Annotated in this window: 17 protein-coding genes; 15 read left to right on the top strand and 2 right to left on the bottom strand. The window is 67.3% G+C overall.

The features are described from left to right. Positions 1–9: 9 nt before the first annotated feature. The 6 genes from C7I84_RS12875 to C7I84_RS12900 all read left to right on the top strand — a co-directional run bounded on the left by C7I84_RS12875 (position 10) and on the right by C7I84_RS12900 (position 6,811). Complete coding sequence (locus C7I84_RS12875) at positions 10–915, top strand: ABC transporter permease (RefSeq protein WP_106772601.1); 906 nt, start codon at positions 10–12, stop codon at positions 913–915. Beyond that, positions 915–2,738, top strand: a complete 1,824-nt coding sequence (locus tag C7I84_RS12880) for an ABC transporter ATP-binding protein (protein ID WP_106772602.1) — start codon at positions 915–917, stop codon at positions 2,736–2,738. The genes C7I84_RS12875 and C7I84_RS12880 overlap by 1 nt, the downstream gene beginning before the upstream one ends. Before the next feature lie 128 nt (positions 2,739–2,866). Next, positions 2,867–3,634, top strand: coding sequence for a DeoR/GlpR family DNA-binding transcription regulator (locus C7I84_RS12885; RefSeq protein ID WP_106772603.1), 768 nt, complete (start codon positions 2,867–2,869; stop codon positions 3,632–3,634). Beyond that, the gene (locus C7I84_RS12890; RefSeq protein ID WP_106772604.1) at positions 3,621–4,901 is read left to right on the top strand and encodes a Zn-dependent hydrolase; all 1,281 of its coding nucleotides are present in this window, start codon (positions 3,621–3,623) and stop codon (positions 4,899–4,901) included. The genes C7I84_RS12885 and C7I84_RS12890 overlap by 14 nt, the downstream gene beginning before the upstream one ends. A gap of 13 nt (positions 4,902–4,914) precedes the next feature. Further along, entirely contained in the window at positions 4,915–5,862 is a 948-nt protein-coding gene (locus C7I84_RS12895) for a phosphotransferase (RefSeq protein ID WP_106772605.1), read from the top strand. Between the two features lie 4 nt (positions 5,863–5,866). Further along, entirely contained in the window at positions 5,867–6,811 is a 945-nt protein-coding gene (locus C7I84_RS12900; protein WP_106772606.1) for a phosphotransferase, read from the top strand. Between the two features lie 106 nt (positions 6,812–6,917). Here the strand turns inward: C7I84_RS12900 and C7I84_RS12905 are convergent, their stop codons facing one another. Continuing rightward, complete coding sequence (locus tag C7I84_RS12905; RefSeq protein WP_106772607.1) at positions 6,918–8,411, bottom strand: xylulokinase; 1,494 nt, start codon at positions 8,409–8,411, stop codon at positions 6,918–6,920. A gap of 93 nt (positions 8,412–8,504) precedes the next feature. After that, positions 8,505–9,491: a sugar-binding transcriptional regulator gene (locus tag C7I84_RS12910; protein WP_106772608.1), complete on the bottom strand. Its 987-nt coding sequence runs from the start codon at positions 9,489–9,491 to the stop codon at positions 8,505–8,507. A gap of 113 nt (positions 9,492–9,604) precedes the next feature. On the opposite strand from C7I84_RS12910, the gene C7I84_RS12915 reads away from it, so the two are divergent. The 9 genes from C7I84_RS12915 to C7I84_RS12955 all read left to right on the top strand — a co-directional run bounded on the left by C7I84_RS12915 (position 9,605) and on the right by C7I84_RS12955 (position 20,121). Beyond that, the gene (locus tag C7I84_RS12915; protein ID WP_106772609.1) at positions 9,605–10,960 is read left to right on the top strand and encodes an iron-containing alcohol dehydrogenase; all 1,356 of its coding nucleotides are present in this window, start codon (positions 9,605–9,607) and stop codon (positions 10,958–10,960) included. 3 nt (positions 10,961–10,963) lie between these two features. Continuing rightward, a complete protein-coding gene (locus C7I84_RS12920; protein WP_106772610.1) occupies positions 10,964–11,779 on the top strand; it encodes an HAD-IIB family hydrolase in 816 nt (271 codons plus the stop codon). Further along, complete coding sequence (glpD, locus tag C7I84_RS12925; protein ID WP_106772611.1) at positions 11,776–13,314, top strand: glycerol-3-phosphate dehydrogenase; 1,539 nt, start codon at positions 11,776–11,778, stop codon at positions 13,312–13,314. Before C7I84_RS12920 ends, glpD begins: the two co-directional genes overlap by 4 nt. 99 nt (positions 13,315–13,413) lie before the next feature. Continuing rightward, positions 13,414–14,301 carry a carbohydrate ABC transporter permease gene (locus C7I84_RS12930; protein ID WP_106772612.1) on the top strand — a complete coding sequence of 296 codons (888 nt, stop codon included), beginning with the start codon at positions 13,414–13,416 and terminating at the stop codon, positions 14,299–14,301. Between the two features lies 1 nt (position 14,302). Continuing rightward, a complete protein-coding gene (locus tag C7I84_RS12935) occupies positions 14,303–15,184 on the top strand; it encodes a carbohydrate ABC transporter permease (RefSeq protein ID WP_106772613.1) in 882 nt (293 codons plus the stop codon). 80 nt (positions 15,185–15,264) lie between these two features. Next, on the top strand, positions 15,265–16,764 hold the full coding sequence (locus tag C7I84_RS12940) for an ABC transporter substrate-binding protein (protein ID WP_106772614.1): 1,500 nt from the start codon (positions 15,265–15,267) through the stop codon (positions 16,762–16,764). A gap of 226 nt (positions 16,765–16,990) precedes the next feature. Further along, on the top strand, positions 16,991–17,716 hold the full coding sequence (locus C7I84_RS12945; RefSeq protein WP_106772615.1) for an SDR family oxidoreductase: 726 nt from the start codon (positions 16,991–16,993) through the stop codon (positions 17,714–17,716). A 47-nt stretch (positions 17,717–17,763) separates the two neighbouring features. After that, a complete protein-coding gene (locus tag C7I84_RS12950) occupies positions 17,764–18,828 on the top strand; it encodes an ABC transporter ATP-binding protein (RefSeq protein WP_106772616.1) in 1,065 nt (354 codons plus the stop codon). Between the two features lie 249 nt (positions 18,829–19,077). Then, entirely contained in the window at positions 19,078–20,121 is a 1,044-nt protein-coding gene (locus C7I84_RS12955) for a glycerol-3-phosphate dehydrogenase (protein WP_106772617.1), read from the top strand. The last annotated feature ends 2 nt before the right edge of the window (positions 20,122–20,123 follow it).

The raw sequence follows: 20,123 nt of genomic DNA on the forward strand, positions 1-20,123 counted from the left end.
GAAACCGACATGTCCATCGCCGTTCCCATCCCTGCCGACGAGCGCAAGGGAGTCTCCGTCTCCCGCCGCATCTGGCGGGCCGCCTTCGCCTCCTACGAGTTCCGCATCGGCCTCGTCATCTTCGCCGTCCTGGTGCTGGCGGCATTGCTCTATCCGTGGCTGAGCGGCATCAACCCGACCAAGATGAACGTCGCCGGGCGTCTCCAGGCACCCTGGTTCCTCGGCGACGTCTGGAACTGGGCCGCACCCCTCGGCACCGACCAGATCGGTCGCGACATGCTGGTGCGCAGCCTGGTCGGCCTGCGCTACTCGCTGCTCATCGGCTGCTCCACGGTCGTGCTCATGCTCATCGTCGGCTGCTCGCTCGGCACCATCGCCGGCTACTACGGCGGCAAGATCGACCTCGTGCTGATGCGCATCACCGACGCCCAGCTTTCGATCCCGATGATCATCCTCGCCATCACCGTGCTCGGCGTGTCGCGGCCGACGATCCCGGCGATCATCCTGGTGCTCGGCCTGTCGAGCTGGCCGGTCTATGCGCGCGTCACCCGCAGCGTCGTCATGACCGAGCGCAAGCAGGAATATGTGCGCGCCGCGCAGGTCAGCGGCGCCTCCGACTTCCGCATCATGGCGCTGCTGCTGGCGCCGCTGGTGCTGCCGCCGATCATCTTCATCTCGGTGCTCGACGTCGCCCGCATGATGATCTTCGAATCGGTGCTCGGCTTCATCGGCCTCGGCGTCCAGCCGCCGACGCCGACCTTCGGCAACATCATCGCCGACGGCCGCAAATACCTGCTCAACGCCTGGTGGATCGCCACCATGCCGGGCGTCTTCCTGTGCCTGACGCTGACCAGCATCAACCTGATGGGGGCGTCGCTCGAACGGGCGCGCAACCGCATCCACGGAGGCGCGTGATGGCCAGCCAGCCGGTCCTCTCCGTCCGCGACCTGTCGGTCGAGCTGCGCAGCGAAGGCCGCGCGCGCCGCATCGTCTCCGACATAGGCTTCGATCTTCAGCCGCGCCAGATCGTCGGCATCATCGGCGCTAGCGGCTCCGGCAAGACGGTGCTGTCGCGGGCGCTGGTCAACTGGATCGACCCGCCGCTGGCGATCTCGTCGGGCTCGGTCACCTACAAGTCGCAGAACATCCTCGACCTGCCGCCGAACCGGCTGCGGCCGCTGCGCAAGGAGATCGCCTATGTCGGCGCCAACCCGATGGGGGCGCTCGACCCGACCCTGCCGGTCGGCAGCCAGATCGTCGAGAAGATCCGCGCCCTCGTCCCCGGCATCGACACAACCGAAGCACGCAGGCGCGTCGTCGACCTGCTTGGCGCCGTACGCATCCCGTCGCCGGGCGCCCGCTTCCACGAATATCCCTCGCAGTTCAGCGGCGGCATGATGCAGCGGGCCCTGATCGTCGACGCGCTCGCCACCAACCCGGCCTTCCTGGTGGCCGACAACGTCACCCAGCCGCTCGACGTCACCGTGGCCGCGCAGGTGATGCGGCTGATGCGCGAGCTGACCGAGCGCTTCGATACGGCGGTCGTCTTCGTCTCCTCGTCGCTACCGACCGTCAGCGAGGCCGCCGACCAGGTGCTGGTGCTGGCCGAGGGTAGGATCGTCGAGCGGCAGACGCCGCGCAAGCTGGTGGAGAGACCCGAGCATCCCTATACGGTTCAGCTCATCTCCGAGATCCCGCAGATCTGGACGGATTCCGCGCCAGTGGTGGAGAGCCCGGCGCGCACGGGCAGGCCGCTGATCCGCATCGAGGACGCGACCCGCACCTACCGGGTGCGCAAGCGCGGCACCTTCGCCAGCTTCAGCGACGTGCGGGCGGTGCGCAACGTCACCTTCGACGTCTACCCCGGTGAGAATTTCGGCATCGTCGGTGAATCCGGCTGCGGCAAGTCCACGCTGATGCGGCTGCTCAGCCGGCTGGAATCGCCCGACACCGGCCGCGTCGTCTGCGACGGCGAAGACATCGCAAGACTGTCCGGCAAGGCGCTGCTGAAATTCCGCCGCGACTTCCAGCTGGTTCTGCAGGACCCGTTCAACTCGCTGCCGCCGCGCACCGCGATCGGGGCGATCATCGAGGGACCGCTCAAGGTCCATGGCATGCGCGGCGCCGACAAGCGGCGCGAGCGCGTGCTTGCCGTGATGAGCGAGGTCGGCCTGTCGGCCGCGCTCTACGAGGAACTGCCGCTGGGCTTAAGCGCCGGCCAGCGCCAGCGCGTCAACGTCGCTCGCGCCATGGTGCTGGAGCCGAAGGTGCTGATCATGGACGAGACGCTGTCGGCGCTCGACCAGACCGAGCAGTTCAAGCTGCTGAAGCTGTTTTCCGACCTGCAGGCGAGGCACGGCCTGACCTACATCTTCATTTCGCACGACATGGCCATGGTGCGCCGCGTCTGCAACCGGGTGGCGGTCATGTATCTCGGCGAGGTGGTGGAGATCGCCGAGAACGGCAAGCTGTTCTTCGATCCCGGCCATCCCTACACAAAGGCGCTGCTCAGCGCGATCCCGACGCTGGAGGAGCGGCGCTACCGCCCGGAGGAGTGCCTGCTCGAAGGCGAGCCGCCGAGCCCGATCGACCTGCCGCCGGGCTGCAGCTTCGCCAGCCGCTGCCCCAAGGCCTTCGACCGCTGCCGGGTGGAGAGCCCGAGCCTCAGCGTCGACGGCAAGGCGGGCATGGCGGCCTGCTTCCTGCTGGAAGGCGGACCGGCAAGCATCGCGGCGTGACGTGCATGGGAGGAATGGCGATGGAAAGTACAGCGGAAAAGAGCGGCTCTCTTGGTGGCGTCGGTGGCGCTGGCCGCCCTTGCGTGGTCGACTGCCGGGCACGGTAGTGCCGCAGAGCAGGTGATGGCATGAAAGAGCCCGAAGCACGCTTCGAACACATCCTCGCCGAGCTGAACCGGCTTGGCCGGGTATCGGTTCAGGATCTGGCGAACCGTTTCCATGTCAGCCGCGAGACCGTCCGGCGCGACCTGAAGCAGCTCGAGATGGAAGGGCACCTGCGCTGCGTCTATGGTGGCGGCGTCAAGCCGCAGCGCGACGGCGACGAGCCGATCGCGGAGCGCATGCGCGTCAACGCCCGCGAGAAGGCCCGCATCGGCGCCGAGGCAGCCAGGCTGCTGAGCGACGACATCAAGATCTTCGTCGATGCCGGCACGACCACATTGGCCTTCGCCAAGCACCTGAAGGACTGGCCGCGGGTCACCGTCTATACGAACTCGCTCGACATCATCGAACTCCTGTGCGGCTTCGACGCGCCCAACGTCGTGGCGGTCGGCGGCCAGCTCTCGTCGAGCTACCGGGCCTTCATGGGCGCCGACCCGCTGGCGATCGTCTCCCAGCACTTCTTCGACATCGCCTTCGTCGGCATCGTCGCCGTCGACTACAGGCTCGGCTTCATGGACCTCGGCCAGGACGAGGCGCTGCTGCGGCGCCTGCTGCGCAGGCATTCCAGGCAGTGCGTGATGCTGGCCGACAGCAGCAAGTTCGGCCGCCAGGGTTCCATCTGCACCTACGATCTCAAGGACGTCGACATCCTGATCACCGACGCTCCGCTCAGGGCGGACTTCGCCCAGAAACTCGATCAGGCTCAAGTGAAGGTCCATTATGCTCAAGGTTGAAAGCAAAGCCTCGTCTCTCCCCGACGTCGACGCCGAGGCGCATCACCGGATGATGGAGGAGGTCTCGGCCTTCGGCGGCGGTTCGGACGGCGCCATGCACCGGCTGACGCTGTCGGAGGAGGACCGCCAGGCGCGCGACTGGCTGGCCGCGTGGATGAAGCGGATCGGCCTGCGCGTCGAGATCGACCCGATCGGCAACATGTTCGGCTTCCTCGACTGGGCCGGCGATGACGCGCCCCTGATCATGACCGGCTCGCATCTCGACAGCCAGCCCAATGGCGGCCGTTTCGACGGCGCCTATGGCGTGGTCGCCGCCTGCAGCGCCATCGAAGCCATTCGGAAGAAGGTGGCGGAGACCGGCATCGAGCCGCAGGCGAATTTCGTCGTCGTCAACTGGACCAACGAGGAGGGCGCCCGCTTCCAGCCGAGCCTTTTGGGCAGCGGCGTCAACACCGGCGAGCATACGCTGGAATTCGCGCTCGCTCGCAGGGATGGCGACGGCGTCTCGGTCGGCGAAGCACTGAACCGGATCGGCTACGCCGGCACCTCGCCGCGAGTCGTCCCCGACGCGCTGATCGAGCTGCATATCGAGGGTGCGCCCTTTCTCGAAAAGGCGGGTCAGCGTTTCGGCGCCATCGACCGGTTCTGGGGCGCCGCCAAATACCGGCTCGCCTTCCTCGGTCGCCAGGCCCATACCGGCCCGACGCCGATGGCGGAGCGCCGCGACGCGCTGCTGGCAGCCGGCTATCTCATCGGCGAATTGCGCGCGATCGCCGATGAGGGCGGCGTCAACCTGCACACCTCGGTCGGTCGCCTGGAGGTTCATCCCAACTCGCCGAACGTCGTTCCGGCCGAGGCGGTGCTGTTCATCGAGCTGCGCTCGGACGACAGGGAAATCCTCGAAGCGGCGGAAGAGAAGCTGAAGACGCGCATGGCCGAATGCGCGGCGCGCGCAAAAGTCGGCTACGAGGTGCGCGCGATCGACCGCCGCAAGGCGGGTCCGCTCAACAGCCGCCTCTATGCGCTTGCCGAGGAGACCGCGGCCGCGCTCGGCCACGAGACGATGCGGCTCTCATCGATCGGCGGCCACGACGCGATCGCCATGGCGGCGGTGACGCGCTCGCTGGTCATCCTCGTCCCCAGCGTCGGCGGCGTCATCCATCATCCGAGCGAATTCACCACGCCGGAAGACCGCCTCCTCGGCGTCGAGATCCTGGCCGGCATGCTCTGGCGCTTCTGCCAGGACGGCGACCTGCTCAAATCATGAACCGGACCGCGTCATGACCATCGCAGCTTCCGACGACACCGTCATCTCGATCCTGGCCGGCGTCGAGGCGTGGCGGGGCAGGACCGTCAGCGCCCAGCCGGCCGCGCCCGGCGTGGCGTCGCCGGGCCACCGCGGCGTCGACAGCCGGCGCTGGACGATCGCGCTCGACGGCGACGCGCCGTCGCATCTGCTCAAGGTGATCGAGCCGGAGCAGGCGCGCTTCTTCGACGTCTCCGCCTCTTTCGCCGCGAACCGCGCCGCCGCCACGCTCGGCTGCACGCCGAAGGTGGTGCATGTCGACGCCCGCCGCCAGGCTATCGTCGTCGAGTTGCTCGACGGCTGGGCCACCGCCGGCATGGACGATCTGCGCAAGCCCGAAATTCTGGAGAAGGTCTTGGCGCTGAAGGCGACCCTCCGCAACGGCGCGGCCTTGGCCGGCTCCTGGACGGTGTTCGACCGGCTGCGCGCGTTCGAGGATGCCCGCCGGGCGGCGGGCGTGGAAGCGCCGGACGACTTCTGGTGGATGCTGGACGCGGTCGGCGACATCGAGAGGGCGATCCTCGCCGCCGGCTGGGATGCCAGGCCCGCCCATGCCGACGGGCTCGCCTCCAACGTCATGATCGGACCAGAGGGCGCGCTCCAGCTCGTCGATTTCGACGAGGCGCGCAACGTCGATCCCCTCTACGAGCTCGGCATCCTGCTCAACGAGGCTTTTCCGTTCGAGAGCGAGATGCTGCCGGCGCTGGAGATGGCCGAGGGCAGCGTCCGCCCGGCCTCGCTCGCCCGCTGCCGCCTCTATGCGGCGGCCGACGACCTGATGTGGGGCGTGTGGGGCCTGCTGATGAACGCGACGTCGAAGCGGGGCGAGGTCGAATTCCTGAAATATGCGAACTGGCGCCTGCTGAGATGCCGGATGGCGCTGCGCCATCCCGGCTTCGAGGAAAAGCTGCGGAACCTTTGAGGGCATGATGGCTGACAAGAGGATCGGCGAGGCCGCGAGCGAAGCCGAGCGTGAGATCGAGGCCGTGCTGGGCGCCGTTTCACCATGGCAGGGCAGGGACCTCCGCTATGGCCCCGTCCATGGCGGCATCAGCAATTCCAACTGGAAGGTGCGCATCGATGGCGAGCCGGGCAGCTATTTCGTCAAGGTGCCCGGCCGCGGCACCGAGATGTTCATCGACCGCGCCGCCGCGTCGGAAGCGAGCCGCCGCGCCGAGGCCTTGAAGATCGGCCCGCGCACCTACGATTATCTCGATCATCAGGGTGTCGAGATCGCCGACTTCATCGAGGGCCGCCGCCCCTGCACCAACAGTGACTTCCAGTCGCCGGAGGTGCGCGCCAGGGTGCTCGGCCTCTACCGCACCTTCAACGATTCCGGCCTGCTCGGCCTGACCAAGACCGTCTTCGACATGATCGAGGAGCATGTCGAGCAGGTGCGCACTCTGAACGGCGCCTTCCCCGCCGACTTCGCCTGGCTCTACAAGCAGTACCGGCTGGCGCGCTCGGCGCTCGAAGCTTCCGGCATCGACCTCGTGCCCTGCTTCAACGATCCTATGCCGGGCAATTTCCTCATCGCCGAGGACGGCTCGATCATGCTGATCGACTACGAATACGCCTCCAACAACGACCGCTGCTACGAACTCGGCATCTGGTGCGGCGAGATGTTTTTCTCCGACGCAATCGAGAACGAGGTGCTGGAGACCTATTTCGGCCGGGCCGAGCCGCGGATGAAGGCCAGGCTGATCGTGCACAAGGCGCTGGCCGACGTGAAATGGTCGACCTGGGCGATGGTGCAGAACGCGGTGTCGGCGCTCGACTTCGACTTCTACAAATACGGCGCCTGGAAGCACATGCGGGCGCGCTCGATCATGCAGGATCCGCGCTGGGTCGACTATCTCCGGGCGGTGTGAGGGCGGAAACGCCGACGATGTTGCGGACGACCCATCCGCTCCTCGCTTTCAATTCGCCTGCTGGCGCTGAGAAGCGAACCGTTCGTTGCAAGCTCGGCACGCCTTGTCAGGCGGAGCCGGCCAGCTTCATGCCCTCGTAGACCCTGGCCTGCCTTGCCGACAGCGCCTGCCAGTCGGCGAAGGCCGCCGGCGACGGGTCGACCTGCTCGGCGATGCGCGTCATCGCACGGGTGGCGGCGGCGAAGTCGGCGTGCCAGCCGGCGCCGACCGCCGCGCACATGCCGGCGCCGAGCGCCGAGGCCTCGTTCGACAGGCTGCGGATCACCGGCAGCCCCGTGGAGTCGGCGACCATGCGCAGCCACAGCGGGCTGCCGGCGCCGCCGCCGATGACCAGCACGCGCTCGACCTTGGCATGCTGGCGGCGCATCTGCTCGAGGGCGCGGGCGAACTCCAGCGTGATCGCCTCCAGCGAGGCGCGATAGAGATGGCCCATGCCGGTCTCCGGTCCCATGCCGGTGAAAGTGGCGCGCGCGTTCTCGTCCCAATGCGGGTCCATGCAGCCCATCAGGTAGGAGCACACCATGACCCCGCCCGAGCCGACGGGCAGTTTCAGCGCCTGCGCCTCCAGCCGCTCGAACACCGTCTTGTCCTCGTGGCCGCCGGCGAAGCTGTCGAGCAGCCAGTTGACGAAATAGGCGCCGCCGCGCTGGCAGCTTTCGAGCAGGTAGCCGTCGCCGGTCGGCGAGACCAGCGTGCGCCAGTAGCGGCTGAGCTCCGGCGTCGGCGACCACAGGCCGCCGACCACCGCCGTGCCGAGATTGAGATAGACCACGCCCGGGCTGGTGGCGCCGACGGCGAGGCCGGCCGAGTGCCCGTCGCCGCCGCCGGCGAATACCGGCGTGCCCGGCCGAAGTCCGGTCGCCGCCGCGGCCGCCGGCGTGACGTGGCCGATCGGCGCGCCGGGCCGGTAGAGCGGCGGCAGCTTCGACAGCGGTATGCCGAGATGGTCGAGGATTGTCCGCGACCATTGCTTTTCCTCGATGTCGAAGATGCCGAACGGGTCGGCGCTGGTCCAGCTCGCCGCCGCCTCGCCGGTCAGCTTCTGGACGAGGAAATCATGCACGCTGAGGATCTGCGCGGCGCGGTCGAGCAGCTCCGGCTGGTGCTCGCGCAGGTAGCGCAGCCGGTAGACGCAGGGGATGACGTCCACGGGCTTGCCGGAGATGGCATGCAGCCGCTCGCCGCCGAGCTCCTCTGCCAGCACCGCAACCATTTCGCGCGCCCGCCGGTCGAGCCACAGCGTCGCCGGGGCGAGCGGCCGCCGGTCGGCGTCGAGCAGCGCCATGGTCTCGCGCTGGTTGGCGATGGCGATGCCGTCTATCGCCGCCGGATCGACCTGGCCGGTGACGGCGGCGAGCGCGGTGGCCGCGGCGGTCCACCAGTCCTCCGCATTCTGCTCGGCGAGCAACGCGCCCGGCGTGCTGATCGCATGCGGCGCGCGGCCTTCGGCGCGCGGCGTGCCGTCGGCCGTCCAGGCGATCGCCTTGACCGACTGGGTGGATGAATCGATGCCCACGACATAGCGTTCATGCGGCTGCATGCAGTTCTCCTCCTCGCAGCGTCTTCCTCGCGCCGGCAGGGGGCCGGCCGGAACCGCGACGCCTCCTTTGACAGCGCGGGCCCGGATCCTTCCTCAGCCGGCCAGCAATGCCTCGCCGGTTGCCATGTCGGTCACGAAATGGGTGGCGTAGCCGGCTTCCAGCGTGGCGGTGATGGCGGCGATCTTGGTCTGGCCGCCGGCCATGCAGATGCGGCTCTTCACCTGCCTCAGCTCGTCGAGCGTGATGCCGACCATGCGGTCGTCATGGTCGCCGCCGATCGGCATGCCGTGCACGTCGATGAAGCGGCCGATGATCACGGCGACGGCGCCCTGCTCGACATAGGCGTCGATCTCGGCCTTCGAGGCGATGCCGGAGACGCGCACCGTACTGCGCGGGCCGATGTCGCCGACGCCGAACAGGATGCGGTCGGTCGAATGGATGAGCTCGAACTGCTTCTTCAGCACCGGCTCGGCGAGCAGCATCGCCTTCAGCTCGCGCGTCGACAGCACCGCCGGCGCCAGCAGGTTGACGCAGCGCGCATGGATGCGGTTCGACAGCAGCGACGTGCACAGCTCGGCCGAGAACTCCGGCTCACCGGTCGAGCTGCCTGACACCTGCACGACCGTCACGTTCCGGACAGGCCGCGGCAGCGATATCTGGTTGGCCACCGCGAGCACGGTGCGGCCCCAGGCCACGCCGATCGTGTCGCCGTCCTCGATCTGCTCGGCCAGCACCCGCGCGCCCGCGTCACCCAGCCGGTCGACCAGGTTCTGCTCGTCGCCGGTCGGGATGACGAAGGCGCCGTCCAGGCTGAATTTTTCCATGAGGGCGCGGGCGACGGCCGTGCGGCCAAAAGCCTGCGGACTGATCCGGACGGAGACGATCTCGCGCTCGCGCGCCTCCTGGAGCAGGTTGACAATGGTGGCGCGCGACACGTTGAGCTTTTTGGCTATCTCGCTCTGCGTCAACTGGTCGGCATAGTAGAGCCATGTCGCCCACATGACCGCATCGTCGAATTCCGTCGGCAGCCTCGCCTCGGAATTCCCGCCGGTTCTTGCTGCCGTGCCGCCGTTCGCCATGGCCTATCTGATCATCTTGGTAACATTTGTCAACGATACCTGTCTTGTGTCTTGACATCTGCCACTGCCTGTTGTCACGTGTCGGGCAAGGACGGAAAAGACTGATTGCGGGCATGGAAACGGCAAGGAAAAAAAGCGCGGAGAGCGACGCTCCGATCGGCGGCTGGACGGCGCTGATCGACGATGTGCTCGCCGGCCGCTGGGTCAGCCCGGATACGGGCAAGGCGGAGCGCGTTCCCTATGACAGCATCGTCATCGAGGAGAGCCTGGAAGGCGCGGAAGCCGATCTCGTCGCCGGCCTGAAGCTCGGCGAGAAATTCACCGTCGTCGCCGATGCCGACACCTGGGACGCGATGGGTTCGCGGGTTGCCAGGGCACTGACGAAACTTGGTCCGGTCGACATCGTCATCCTCGATCGTCCGCATGCCGATATGGAGAGCATCGAGCTGCTTACCGGCAAGCTTGCCGGCAGCGAGGCTGTCGTCGCCGTGGGATCGGGCACCATCAATGATCTCTGCAAATTCGTCACCGCCAAGCAGGGGCGCCGCTACTGCGTGTTCGGCACCGCCGGGTCGATGAACGGCTACACCTCGACCACCGCCTCGATCACGCTGGAGAGCGGGCTGAAGGTGTCGCTGCCGTCGCATGCGCCGGCCGGCTTCTTCGTCGATCTCGGCGTGTCGGCGGCCGCGCCGAAGCATCTCGCAGCCGCGGGCTTCGCCGACTGCCTCGTGCGCTCGGTCGCGCAGGTCGACTGGTGGCTGTCGCACCGGCTGCTCGGTTCGCTCTACGCCACCGCGCCCTACGCGCTCCAGGACGAGGACGAGAAGGCGCTGAACGCGCGCGCCGGCCTGCTGCCCAGGGGCGACATCGCCGCGCATGGCTATCTCTACCGCGTGCTGACGCTGTGCGGACTCGGCGTGTCGATGACCGGTATGTCGCATCACGGCTCGATGGGCGAGCACCAGATCTCGCACTACATCGACTGCTTCGCCGGCGACCGCCACCCCGGCACACTGCACGGCCAGCAGGTCGGCGTCGGCGTGCTCACCATGGGGCGGCTGCAACGTCAGATGCTGTCGAGCGACAAGCCGCCGGTGATCAAGCCGACCCGCATCGACCGCAACGGCATGGCCCGCCGCATGGGCGCCGAGGTGGCCGGGCAATGCTGGACCGAGATCCAGCCGAAGATTTTCGACGAGAAGGGCGCTGACGAATTCAACGCGAAACTGGAGGCGCTGTGGCCGCAGCTCCGGCGCGAGCTTCAGGCCTTCGTCATCCCCGTCGACGAAATGAGCCGGCTGCTCGCCGCAGCCGAAGGGCCGATGACCGCCGCCGATCTCGGCCTGCCCGTCGATTTCTACCGCGAGGCCGTGCTGCACTGCCGCGAGATGCGCAACCGCTACTCCTTCCTCGACCTTGCCGCCGACGTGGGCATCCTCGAGGATTTCGTGGCCGGGGAGCATTGAGCGATGCGCCCGGTCGCCGACATGCCGATCGAGACGGCCGCCGGCGTCACGGTGCTGTTTGCCGACATCGACGACACGCTGACCCATGAGGGCCGGCTGCCGGCCTGCGCCTATGAAGCGCTGGAGGCGCTGGCCAGGGCCGGCATCGCGGTCGCGCCCATCACCGGCCGGCCGGCGGGCTGGTGCGACATGATCGCTCGCATGTGGCCGGTGGCGGGCGTGGTCGGCGAGAACGGCGCCTTCTATTTTTCCTACGACGAGGCGGCGCGGAAGATGCGGCGCTCCTTTGCCATCGACGCCGAGATCCGCGCGAAGGATCGCGAACGGCTCAAGGCGGTGCGTGAGCGCATCCTGCGCGAGGTGCCGGGTGCGGCGGTGTCGGCCGACCAGCTCTACCGCGAGGCCGATCTCGCCATCGACTTCTGCGAGGACGTGCCGCCGCTGCCCAAGGCCGAGGTGGTCCGCATCCGCGAGATCTTCGAGGAAGAGGGCGCCGTCGCCAAGATCTCCTCCATCCATGTCAACGGCTGGTTTGGCCGCTACGACAAGCTGACGATGTCGCGGCGCTTCGCCGCCGACATTTTAGCCATCGACATCGACAGGGATCGCGACAAGATCGTCTTCGTCGGCGACAGCCCCAACGACGCGCCGATGTTCGGCTTCTTCCCCAATGCCTGCGGCGTCGCCAACGTGCTGGCATTCCGCGGCGAGATGGAGGCCGAACCGGCTTACGTCACCAAACGCGAGGGCGGTTTCGGTTTCGTCGAGGTGGCCGACCGGCTGCTCTCGGCGCGTGCCGCGAAGGCTGGTGCCGCATGACGGGCGTCCATGACCTTGCCATCATCGGCGGCGGCATCAACGGATGCGGCATCGCCCGCGATGCGGCGGGGCGTGGACTGAGCGTGTTTTTGTGCGAGCAGGGCGACCTCGGCTCGGCGACGTCTTCTGCCTCGACCAAGCTGATCCATGGCGGGCTGCGCTACCTCGAACATTACGACTTCAAGCTGGTGCGCCATGCGCTGGCCGAGCGCGAGCGGCTGTGGGCGATCGCGCCGCACATCATCTGGCCGCTGCGTTTCGTGCTGCCTCACCGCAAGGGTCTGCGCCCGGCCTGGCTGCTGAGGCTCGGCCTTTTCATCTACGACCATCTCGGCGGCCGCAAGCTGCTGCCGGCGACCCGCACTTTGCGGCTGGCCAGCGATCCGCTCGGCGCGCCGCTGCACGACGTGTCGTCGGTCGGCTTCGAATATTCGGACTGCTGGGTGCAGGACAACCGGCTGGTCGTGCTCAACGCTCGCGACGCCGAATCCAAGGGCGCCGACATCCGCCCGCGCACCCGCTGCACAGCCGCCAAACGCGAGGGCGGGCTGTGGCGGCTGACCCTTCAGGACGCCGACGTCGGCCCGGCCTACACCATCCAGGCGCGCGCCGTCGTCAACGCCGCCGGCCCGTGGGCCGAGCGCGTGCGGTCCTCGGTCGTGCAGGTGGAGGCGCCAGGTGCGCTGCGGCTGGTGCAGGGCTCCCACATCGTGGTGAAGCGCCTTTACGAGCACGATCGCTGCTACATCTTCCAGAATCCGGATGGGCGCATCTTCTTCGCCATTCCCTATGAGGAAGATTTCACCCTCATCGGCACCACCGACCGCGATTTTGCCGGCGAGCCGGGCGCGGTGCGGGCCTCGAACGAAGAGATCGCCTATCTCTGCGATGCGGCGTCCTCCTATTTCCGCAAGGCGGTGACGCCGACCGACGTCGTTTGGAGCTATTCGGGCGTGCGCGCCCTGTTCGACGACGGCGCGGCGAACGCGCAGAAGACCACACGCGACTACGTGCTGGCGCTCGACGCCGGCAGGGATGAGGCGCCGCTGCTGTCGGTGTTCGGCGGCAAGATCACCACCTATCGCTGCCTTGCCGAGGACGCGCTGGAGAAGCTGGCGGCGGTGTTCCCCGACTGGCGGGCGCATGCGGGCTGGACGGCGACGAAACCGCTTCCCGGCGGCGATTTTCCGGTGGACGGCGCCGAGACGCTCGCCCGCCACCTGCGCCAGGACTATCCTTTCCTCGGTGAGCGCGCAGCGCGGCGGCTGGTGCGCCACTACGGCACCGAAGCGCGCATCATCCTCGGCAAGGCAAGGAGTGCGGCCGATCTCGGCCGCGATTTCGGCGGCTCGCTCAGCGAGGCGGAAGTGCGCTTCCTGATCGCTCATGAATATGCCGCAAGCGCCGAGGACATAGTCTGGCGGCGCACCAAGTCGGGCCTCACCATGACGGCCGGAGAGATCGCCGCGCTCGACGCTTGGCTGGAGGATTTCAGGAAACAGACGGAGGCATCGCTGTTGAAGCAGGCGGGCTGAGACGGATGAGCGGGCGGCGGCAGGCCACCCTGAGGAGAAAGAACGCCGGACGCAAACCCCAGGAGGGGGGCCGGCGGTTGTGGAGGAGCAAAAAGCGGGATGAGCGTCGCACAGGTCAAGCGCATCTCGATCTCGGATTCGCCGATACCCTGGCTGCTGCCGCTGGTCAGCCTGCTGGTGGTCTTCACCATCTATCCGCTGATCTACAATATCTGGCTGTCCTTCCACGAGTTCGTGCCGCGCAAGCGGGCGCTGCAGTTCGTCGGCGTCGATAACTGGGTGCAGCTGTGGAACGACGCGCGCTTCTGGAGCTCGCTCGGCGTCACCTTCGCCTATTTCGCCATCGCGCTGGCGTTCGAGCTGGCCCTCGGCATGGCGATCGCGCTGCTGCTCGACGCCGAATTGCCCGGCTTCGGCGCGTTGCGCGCCATCCTGTCGCTGACGCTGGTCATCCCGCCGGCCATCGCCGGCATGATGTTCTTGCTGATGGAGGACCCGCAGTTCGGGGCGCTGACCTACATCCTCAATTCGCTAGGTCTGCTCGACAAGTCGATACCCATCCTCGCCACGTCGTCCACGGCGCTCGCCGGCGTGCTGCTCGCCGAGATCTGGCAATGGACGCCGTTCATGGTGCTGATCTTCCTCGCCGGCCTGCGCTCGCTGCCGACCGAGCCCTACGAGGCGGCGATGATCGACGGCGCCTCGTCGTTCCAGATGTTCCGCCGGCTGACCCTGCCGATGATGTCGCGGGTCATCGCGGTGGCGGTGCTGCTGCGCGGCATCGACCTGTTCCGCGTCTTCGACTACGTCTTCGTCATGACCTCGGGCGGGCCGGGCACCGCCACCTACAGCCTCAGCCTCTATGCCTGGCAACAGACCTTCAGCTTCATCAAATGGGGCTACGGCGCCACCCTCAGCCTTGTCAGCCTGGTGATCATCATGGTGCTCGCCAACATCTTCATCAAAGTCTTCAAGGTGAGGTGGTGACATGCATATGAGCGCCGGCCAGCGGACGCTGCGCACCATCGCCGGGTGGGCGGTGGTCGGGCTGTTCTTCTTCCCCATCTACTTCTGGACGTCGGTCGCGTTCCGCGACGCCAAGGACATCTTCTCCTGGCCGCCGAAATTCTTCGAGTTCCCGCCGACGGTGCGCAATTTCGAGCAGGTGTTCGGCATCTCGCTCGGCTTCGGCTTCGGCAACCAGGACGTGGTGACGCCGGGCGGCGGCAATTTCTACATGGCGCCGCGGCTGTGGGACTCGATCGTGATTGCCTCGATGTCGACGGTGCTGGCGATCGTGGTGGCGACGCTCGCCGCCTACTCGCTGTCGCGCATGGATTTCCGCGGCCGCCACCATTTCGTCAACTGGGTGCTGTCGACGCGCATGATGCCGCCGGTGGCGGTGGCCGTGCCGATGTTCTTCATCTTCAAGCAGTTCAACCTGCTCGACACCTATACCGGCATCATCCTGGTGCACGGGCTGATGAACCTGCCGCTGGCGGTGCTGCTGCTGAAGAGCTTCTTCGACGACATTCCCGCCGAGATCGACGAGAGCGCGCTGCTCGACGGCGCGTCGCGCTGGACCATCTTCCGGCGCATCGTGCTGCCTATGGCCAAGGGCGGCATCGCCGCCACCGCGGTGCTGTGCTTCATCTTCTCGTGGACCGAGTTCCTGTTCGTGCTGACGCTCACCCAGACCAGCATCAAGACGGTGCCGGTGGTGTCGTCCACCTTCGTTACGTCGATCGGCACGGCCTGGGGCAACATGGCCGCCCTCGGCGCCGCGGCGATCGTCCCCGCATTCATCGTCATCATGCTGGTGCAGCGCCATCTGGTGCGCGGCCTCACCATGGGATCGCTGAAGCAGTGATCCGGCGGACATCCGTCCGCCGGCGGAGTTGAAAGAACCGGGAGGCGAGGTCGCCGCCCGAAAAATGGAGGAGAAGAAGGATGAAAGACAAGGACAGAAAGCTCTATCTGTCCTCGCTCACGGACAAGCTCGTCCGTGGCGAGATGGGGCGCCGCGACTTCCTGCGGCTCTCCGGCAAGCTCGGCCTCGGCGCCGGCGCGCTCGGCATGGGCCTCGGCCCGCGGCCGTATTTCGGCGTCTCCAGCGCGCAGGCGCAGGAAGCCGTGCAGCCATCGGCGGACGTCATCGCCTGGCTGAAGGAGGTCGGAAAACCGTTCGCCGGCACCACGCTGAAGCTGGCGACGGAATCGACGCCGCCGTCCAACGCCATCAACTCGCAGCTCAAGAAGTATTTCGAGGAAGCGACCGGCATCAAGGTCGAGATCGAGGTGCTGCCGCTCGAGCAGGTGCTGCAGAAGCTGACGCTCGACGTCGCCTCCTCGCTCGGCACCTACGACCTCTATTACATCGACCAGAGCTGGGCGGCGAGCTTCAGCCAGGACGTGTTCGACCCGCGCGAGCAGATCTCGGCCAAGCCCGACCTTGCCATGCCGAACTACAACATCGACGACTTCCTGCCGGCGCTGGTCGACGGCATCGCAATGTACGAGGGCCGCATGGTCGGCGTGCCCTACGACATCCCGATCTTCATCATGATCTACCGCAAGGACGTCTATGAGGAACTCGGCCTGAAGGCGCCGACCACCTTCGACGAGCTCTACAACAACTCCAAGGCGATCACCGACAAGAAGGGCCCGGACCTCTTCGGCTATGCCGGCCAGATGAAGTCGGGTCACTACGCGCTGGAATGCGAATGGACCTCGATGCTGTGGGGCCATGGCGGCTCGATCTTCCGCAGCGACGGCACCTTCTCCGGCAATGACGAGCAGGGCATCGCGGCGCTCGATTACTACACCAAGCTGCGGGCGATCATGCCTCCGGGCGTCGACGGCTGGACCTGGGACGGCCAGGGCCAGGCGGTGGCGCAGGGCGTCGCGGCGTCGATGCTGTCCTGGGGCGAGTTCTTCCCCTATTTCGACGACCCGACGCAGACTAAGGTGTCGGGCCTGTGCGAGGCGGTCATCCCGCCGCAACCGATCGCGCTGCGCACCGTCAAGGACACCGGCTACGGGGAAATCCCCGGCGTCGGCCACCAGGGCGGCTCGTCGCTGGCGGTGTCGAAATACTCCAAGGCGCCGGACGCCGCCTGGCTGTTCATGCAGTGGGCGACCTGCGCCGACACCCAGGCGCTGATCACCGTGCTCGGCGGCGGCACCGGCCCGACCCGCGCCAGCGTCTATGACGATCCGCGCGTCAAGGCCAATGCCCGCGTCGGCGCCGGCACCACGCGCCACCTGCCGGTGGTGCGCGAGACCATCGCCAAATACATGGGCTCGGAGCCGGACCTGCCGGAATGGGCGCAACTCTCCAGCGACACGATCCCGGTCGGCCTCGGCAAATATTTCGCCGGCGGCTACGGCTCGTCGAAGGAGGCGATGGACGACATCGCCGGCCAGGTGGCAGCGGTGCTCAAGGGCTGACATACGGGCAAGATGGGCGGCCGGCATTCCTGCCGGCCGCCCGTTCGCCCCACCCGCCTCGCTTCGCCCGGCACCCTCCCCATCGAGGGGAGGGAGTGGCGCCAAGCTCGCCGGCCTCCTCCCCCTCGATGGGGGAGGTGGCCCGCAGGGCCGGAGGGGGTGAGACGGTCAACCACAACGGCCGCTGCTATAAGAAGAACAACTACGGAATGCCGAGGAGGAAGATTTGGACAGGAAACCACTGATCGCGATCACCGGCGCCAGCTCCGGCATAGGCGAGGCGACGGCGCGCGCCTTCTCGGCCGCGGGCCATCCGGTGCTGCTGATGGCGCGAAGGCTCGAGCGGCTGAACGCGCTGGGCCTGCCCGATGCCGTCATCCGCCAGGTCGACGTGCGCGACCGCGCCGCGCTCGCCGCAGCCGTGGCCGATGCGGAGGCGGAGCACGGGCCGGTCGACATGATGTTCGCCAATGCCGGCATCGCCCGGCTGGGCGACATCGGCCGCCAGCCGCCGGAAGACTGGGACGAGATGATCGACATCAACACCAAGGGCGTGATGAACACCGTGCACGCCGTGATGTCGGGCATGATGGCGCGCCGGCAGGGCACGCTGGTGATGATGAGCTCGATCGCCGGCCGAAAGGTCTATCCCGACCACACCGTCTATTGCGGCACGAAGTTCTTCGTGCACGCCGTGTCGGAAAGCCTGCGCGAATACCTCGCTCCGCACGACGTGCGCGTTATCGTGGTGTCGCCGGGCATCATCGACACGGAAGTGCTGGACGGGGTGCGCGACGAGACGACGCTAGCCAACTACAAGGCCAACAAGCAGGCGATCGGCGGCGGCATCTCGGCCGATGTCGTCGCAAAACTGATCCTCGACGCCTACGAACTGCCGCAGCGGACGATCGTCCAGGAAATCGTCATCACGCCGACCAGGCAGAAATATTGATCCGTCGGCCGACAGGCCGGCGACAGACGACGGGTGGAGCGCTTTTCATGGCGACAGTGGAATACAAGGGCATCGGAAAATCCTTCGGTGCGGTCAACATCCTGCGCGACGTGTCGTTCCGCATCGAGGACCGCCAGTTCGTCGTGCTGCTAGGCCCGTCGGGCTGCGGCAAGACCACGCTGCTGCGCATGACCGCCGGCCTGGAGAGCGTCAGCGAGGGCGACCTGTCGATCAACGGCAAGCGGGTCAACGACGTCCACCCGCGCGACCGCGACATCGCCATGGTGTTCCAGAACTACGCGCTCTATCCGACCATGAAGGTCTACGAGAACATCTCGTTCAGCCTGGAAGTGGCGAAGATGCCGGTGGCCGAGATCAAGCAGCGGGTCGAGCGCGCCGCCGAGATTCTCAATCTGACGCCGTATCTGCAGCGTTATCCGAAACAGCTTTCCGGTGGCCAGCGGCAGCGTGTGGCGATGGGGCGCGCCATGGTGCGCGAGCCCTCGGTGTTCCTGTTCGACGAGCCGCTCTCCAATCTCGACGCCAAGCTCCGGGCGCATATGCGCACCGAGATCAGGCAATTGCACAACCGGCTGAAGACCACGACCATCTACGTCACCCACGACCAGGTCGAGGCGATGACCATGGCCGACGTCATCGTCGTCATGCGCGCCGGCAAGATCGAGCAGATCGGCTCGCCGGACGACGTCTACGACCGGCCGGCCAGCAAATATGTCGCCGACTTCATCGGTGCCTCGGCGATCAATTTTCTGCCCGGCACGGCCGCGAGCGGGGCGGGCGTGCCCGCCGTCGACACGGCGAGCGGTCGCATCCTGCTGGAGGAAGGCTCCGGTGTAAAACCGGGGCAGCGCGTCGTGCTCGGCCTGCGGCCGACCGACGTTACCGTGGCGGCCGACGGGGCGATTGGCGCCCGCGCCGTGCTTTTGGAACGTCTCGGCCACGATGCGCAATTGTTCTGCGAGGGCCCGGACGGTCGCTTCGTCGCGGTCGTCGACAAGGGGCTGCGCTTCGAGGAAGGCAGCGAGGTCCGCTTCGCCATCCCGCCCTCCAAGGTGCATGTCTTCGACGCCGAGACGGAGGCGCGCATCTGAGGCCCGGCAGGAACCTCTTGGCGGCAAGGCAAGTGCATATGAAATACCCCCACCCCTAACCCCTCCCCACAAGGGGGAGGGGGACTCTGCGGCCTTCCTGCCAAGTAAAATCGCCGACGGTTGGCGCCTAGCGGAGATGCAAGCCAGTCCCCCTCCCCCTTGCGGGGAGGGGTTAGGGGTGGGGGTATTTGAGGTTGTCGGTTACCCGAAGCCGCAGTCGCAAACATGAGAAAATCGTAGGAGCCGCCAATGGCAACGATCCTGATCCTCGGCGCCGGCGTGATGGGCAGCGCGCTGGCCGTGCCCGGCGCCGACAACGGCAACGACGTGCTGCTTGCCGGCACGCCGCTCGATGCCGCGGCGGTGTCCCGCATGAAAACCGCCGGCGGCGTGCACCCGAAACTGGATCATCCGCTGCCCGGCCGGGTCACGCCGTTGGCCGAGGACGAACTCACCGGCGCCCATGTCGAGGCGGCCGACGTCATCGTGGTCGGGGTCAGCAGCCCCGGCATTCCCTGGGCGGTCGAAAAGCTCAACACGCTGATGACCCGCGAGCGGCCGGTCGCCTTCGTCACCAAGGGGCTCGACAGGGTAGGGCCGTCGCTGACGACGCTGGCCGAGTCCTTGCGGCCGCAACTGCCCAAGATGAAGACCTTCATCGGCATCGGCGGCCCGTGCATCGCCCGCGAGCTCGCCAACCGCAACCCGACGGCCAGCGTCTATGCCTCGGCCGACGGCCAGTCCGCGGCAAAGGCTTTTGCCGCGCTGATGGCGACGGAGTATTATCGCCTGTCCACCACCGACGACGTCACCGGCGTCGAAGCCTGCGCGGCGCTGAAGAACTTCTACGCCATCGGCGTCGCCGCCATGCAGACGCGCTATCCCGACGCGACCCGTCCCGACGGCCAGTCGAAGAACCCGACGGCGGCCGCCTTCACCCAGGCCGCGCTGGAGATGGCGCGATTGTGCGAGCGCTTCGGCGGCCGGCGCGACACCGCCTTCGATCTCGCCGGCATCGGCGACCTGCACGTCACTGTCGGCGGGGGGCGTAACAGCAGGCTCGGCCATGGCCTCGGCCTCGGACGCACGGTCTCCGACATGATGGCCGGGGAATTGGCGGGCGAGACGGTCGAAGGCATCGACACGGCCCGCATGCTGTCCGCCTGGCTGGAGCCGGCGCCCGGCCTCGCCGCGCTCGAGCGCGCGCGCTTCCCGCTGGCGCTGGCGATCATCGACGCCGTGTTGCGGGACGAGCCGTTCGCGTTCGATTTCGGGGGCCTCACGGTTTCCTGAGG

It is taken from the genome of Kumtagia ephedrae, assembly GCF_003012745.1.
GTDB lineage: Bacteria > Pseudomonadota > Alphaproteobacteria > Rhizobiales > Rhizobiaceae > Kumtagia > Kumtagia ephedrae.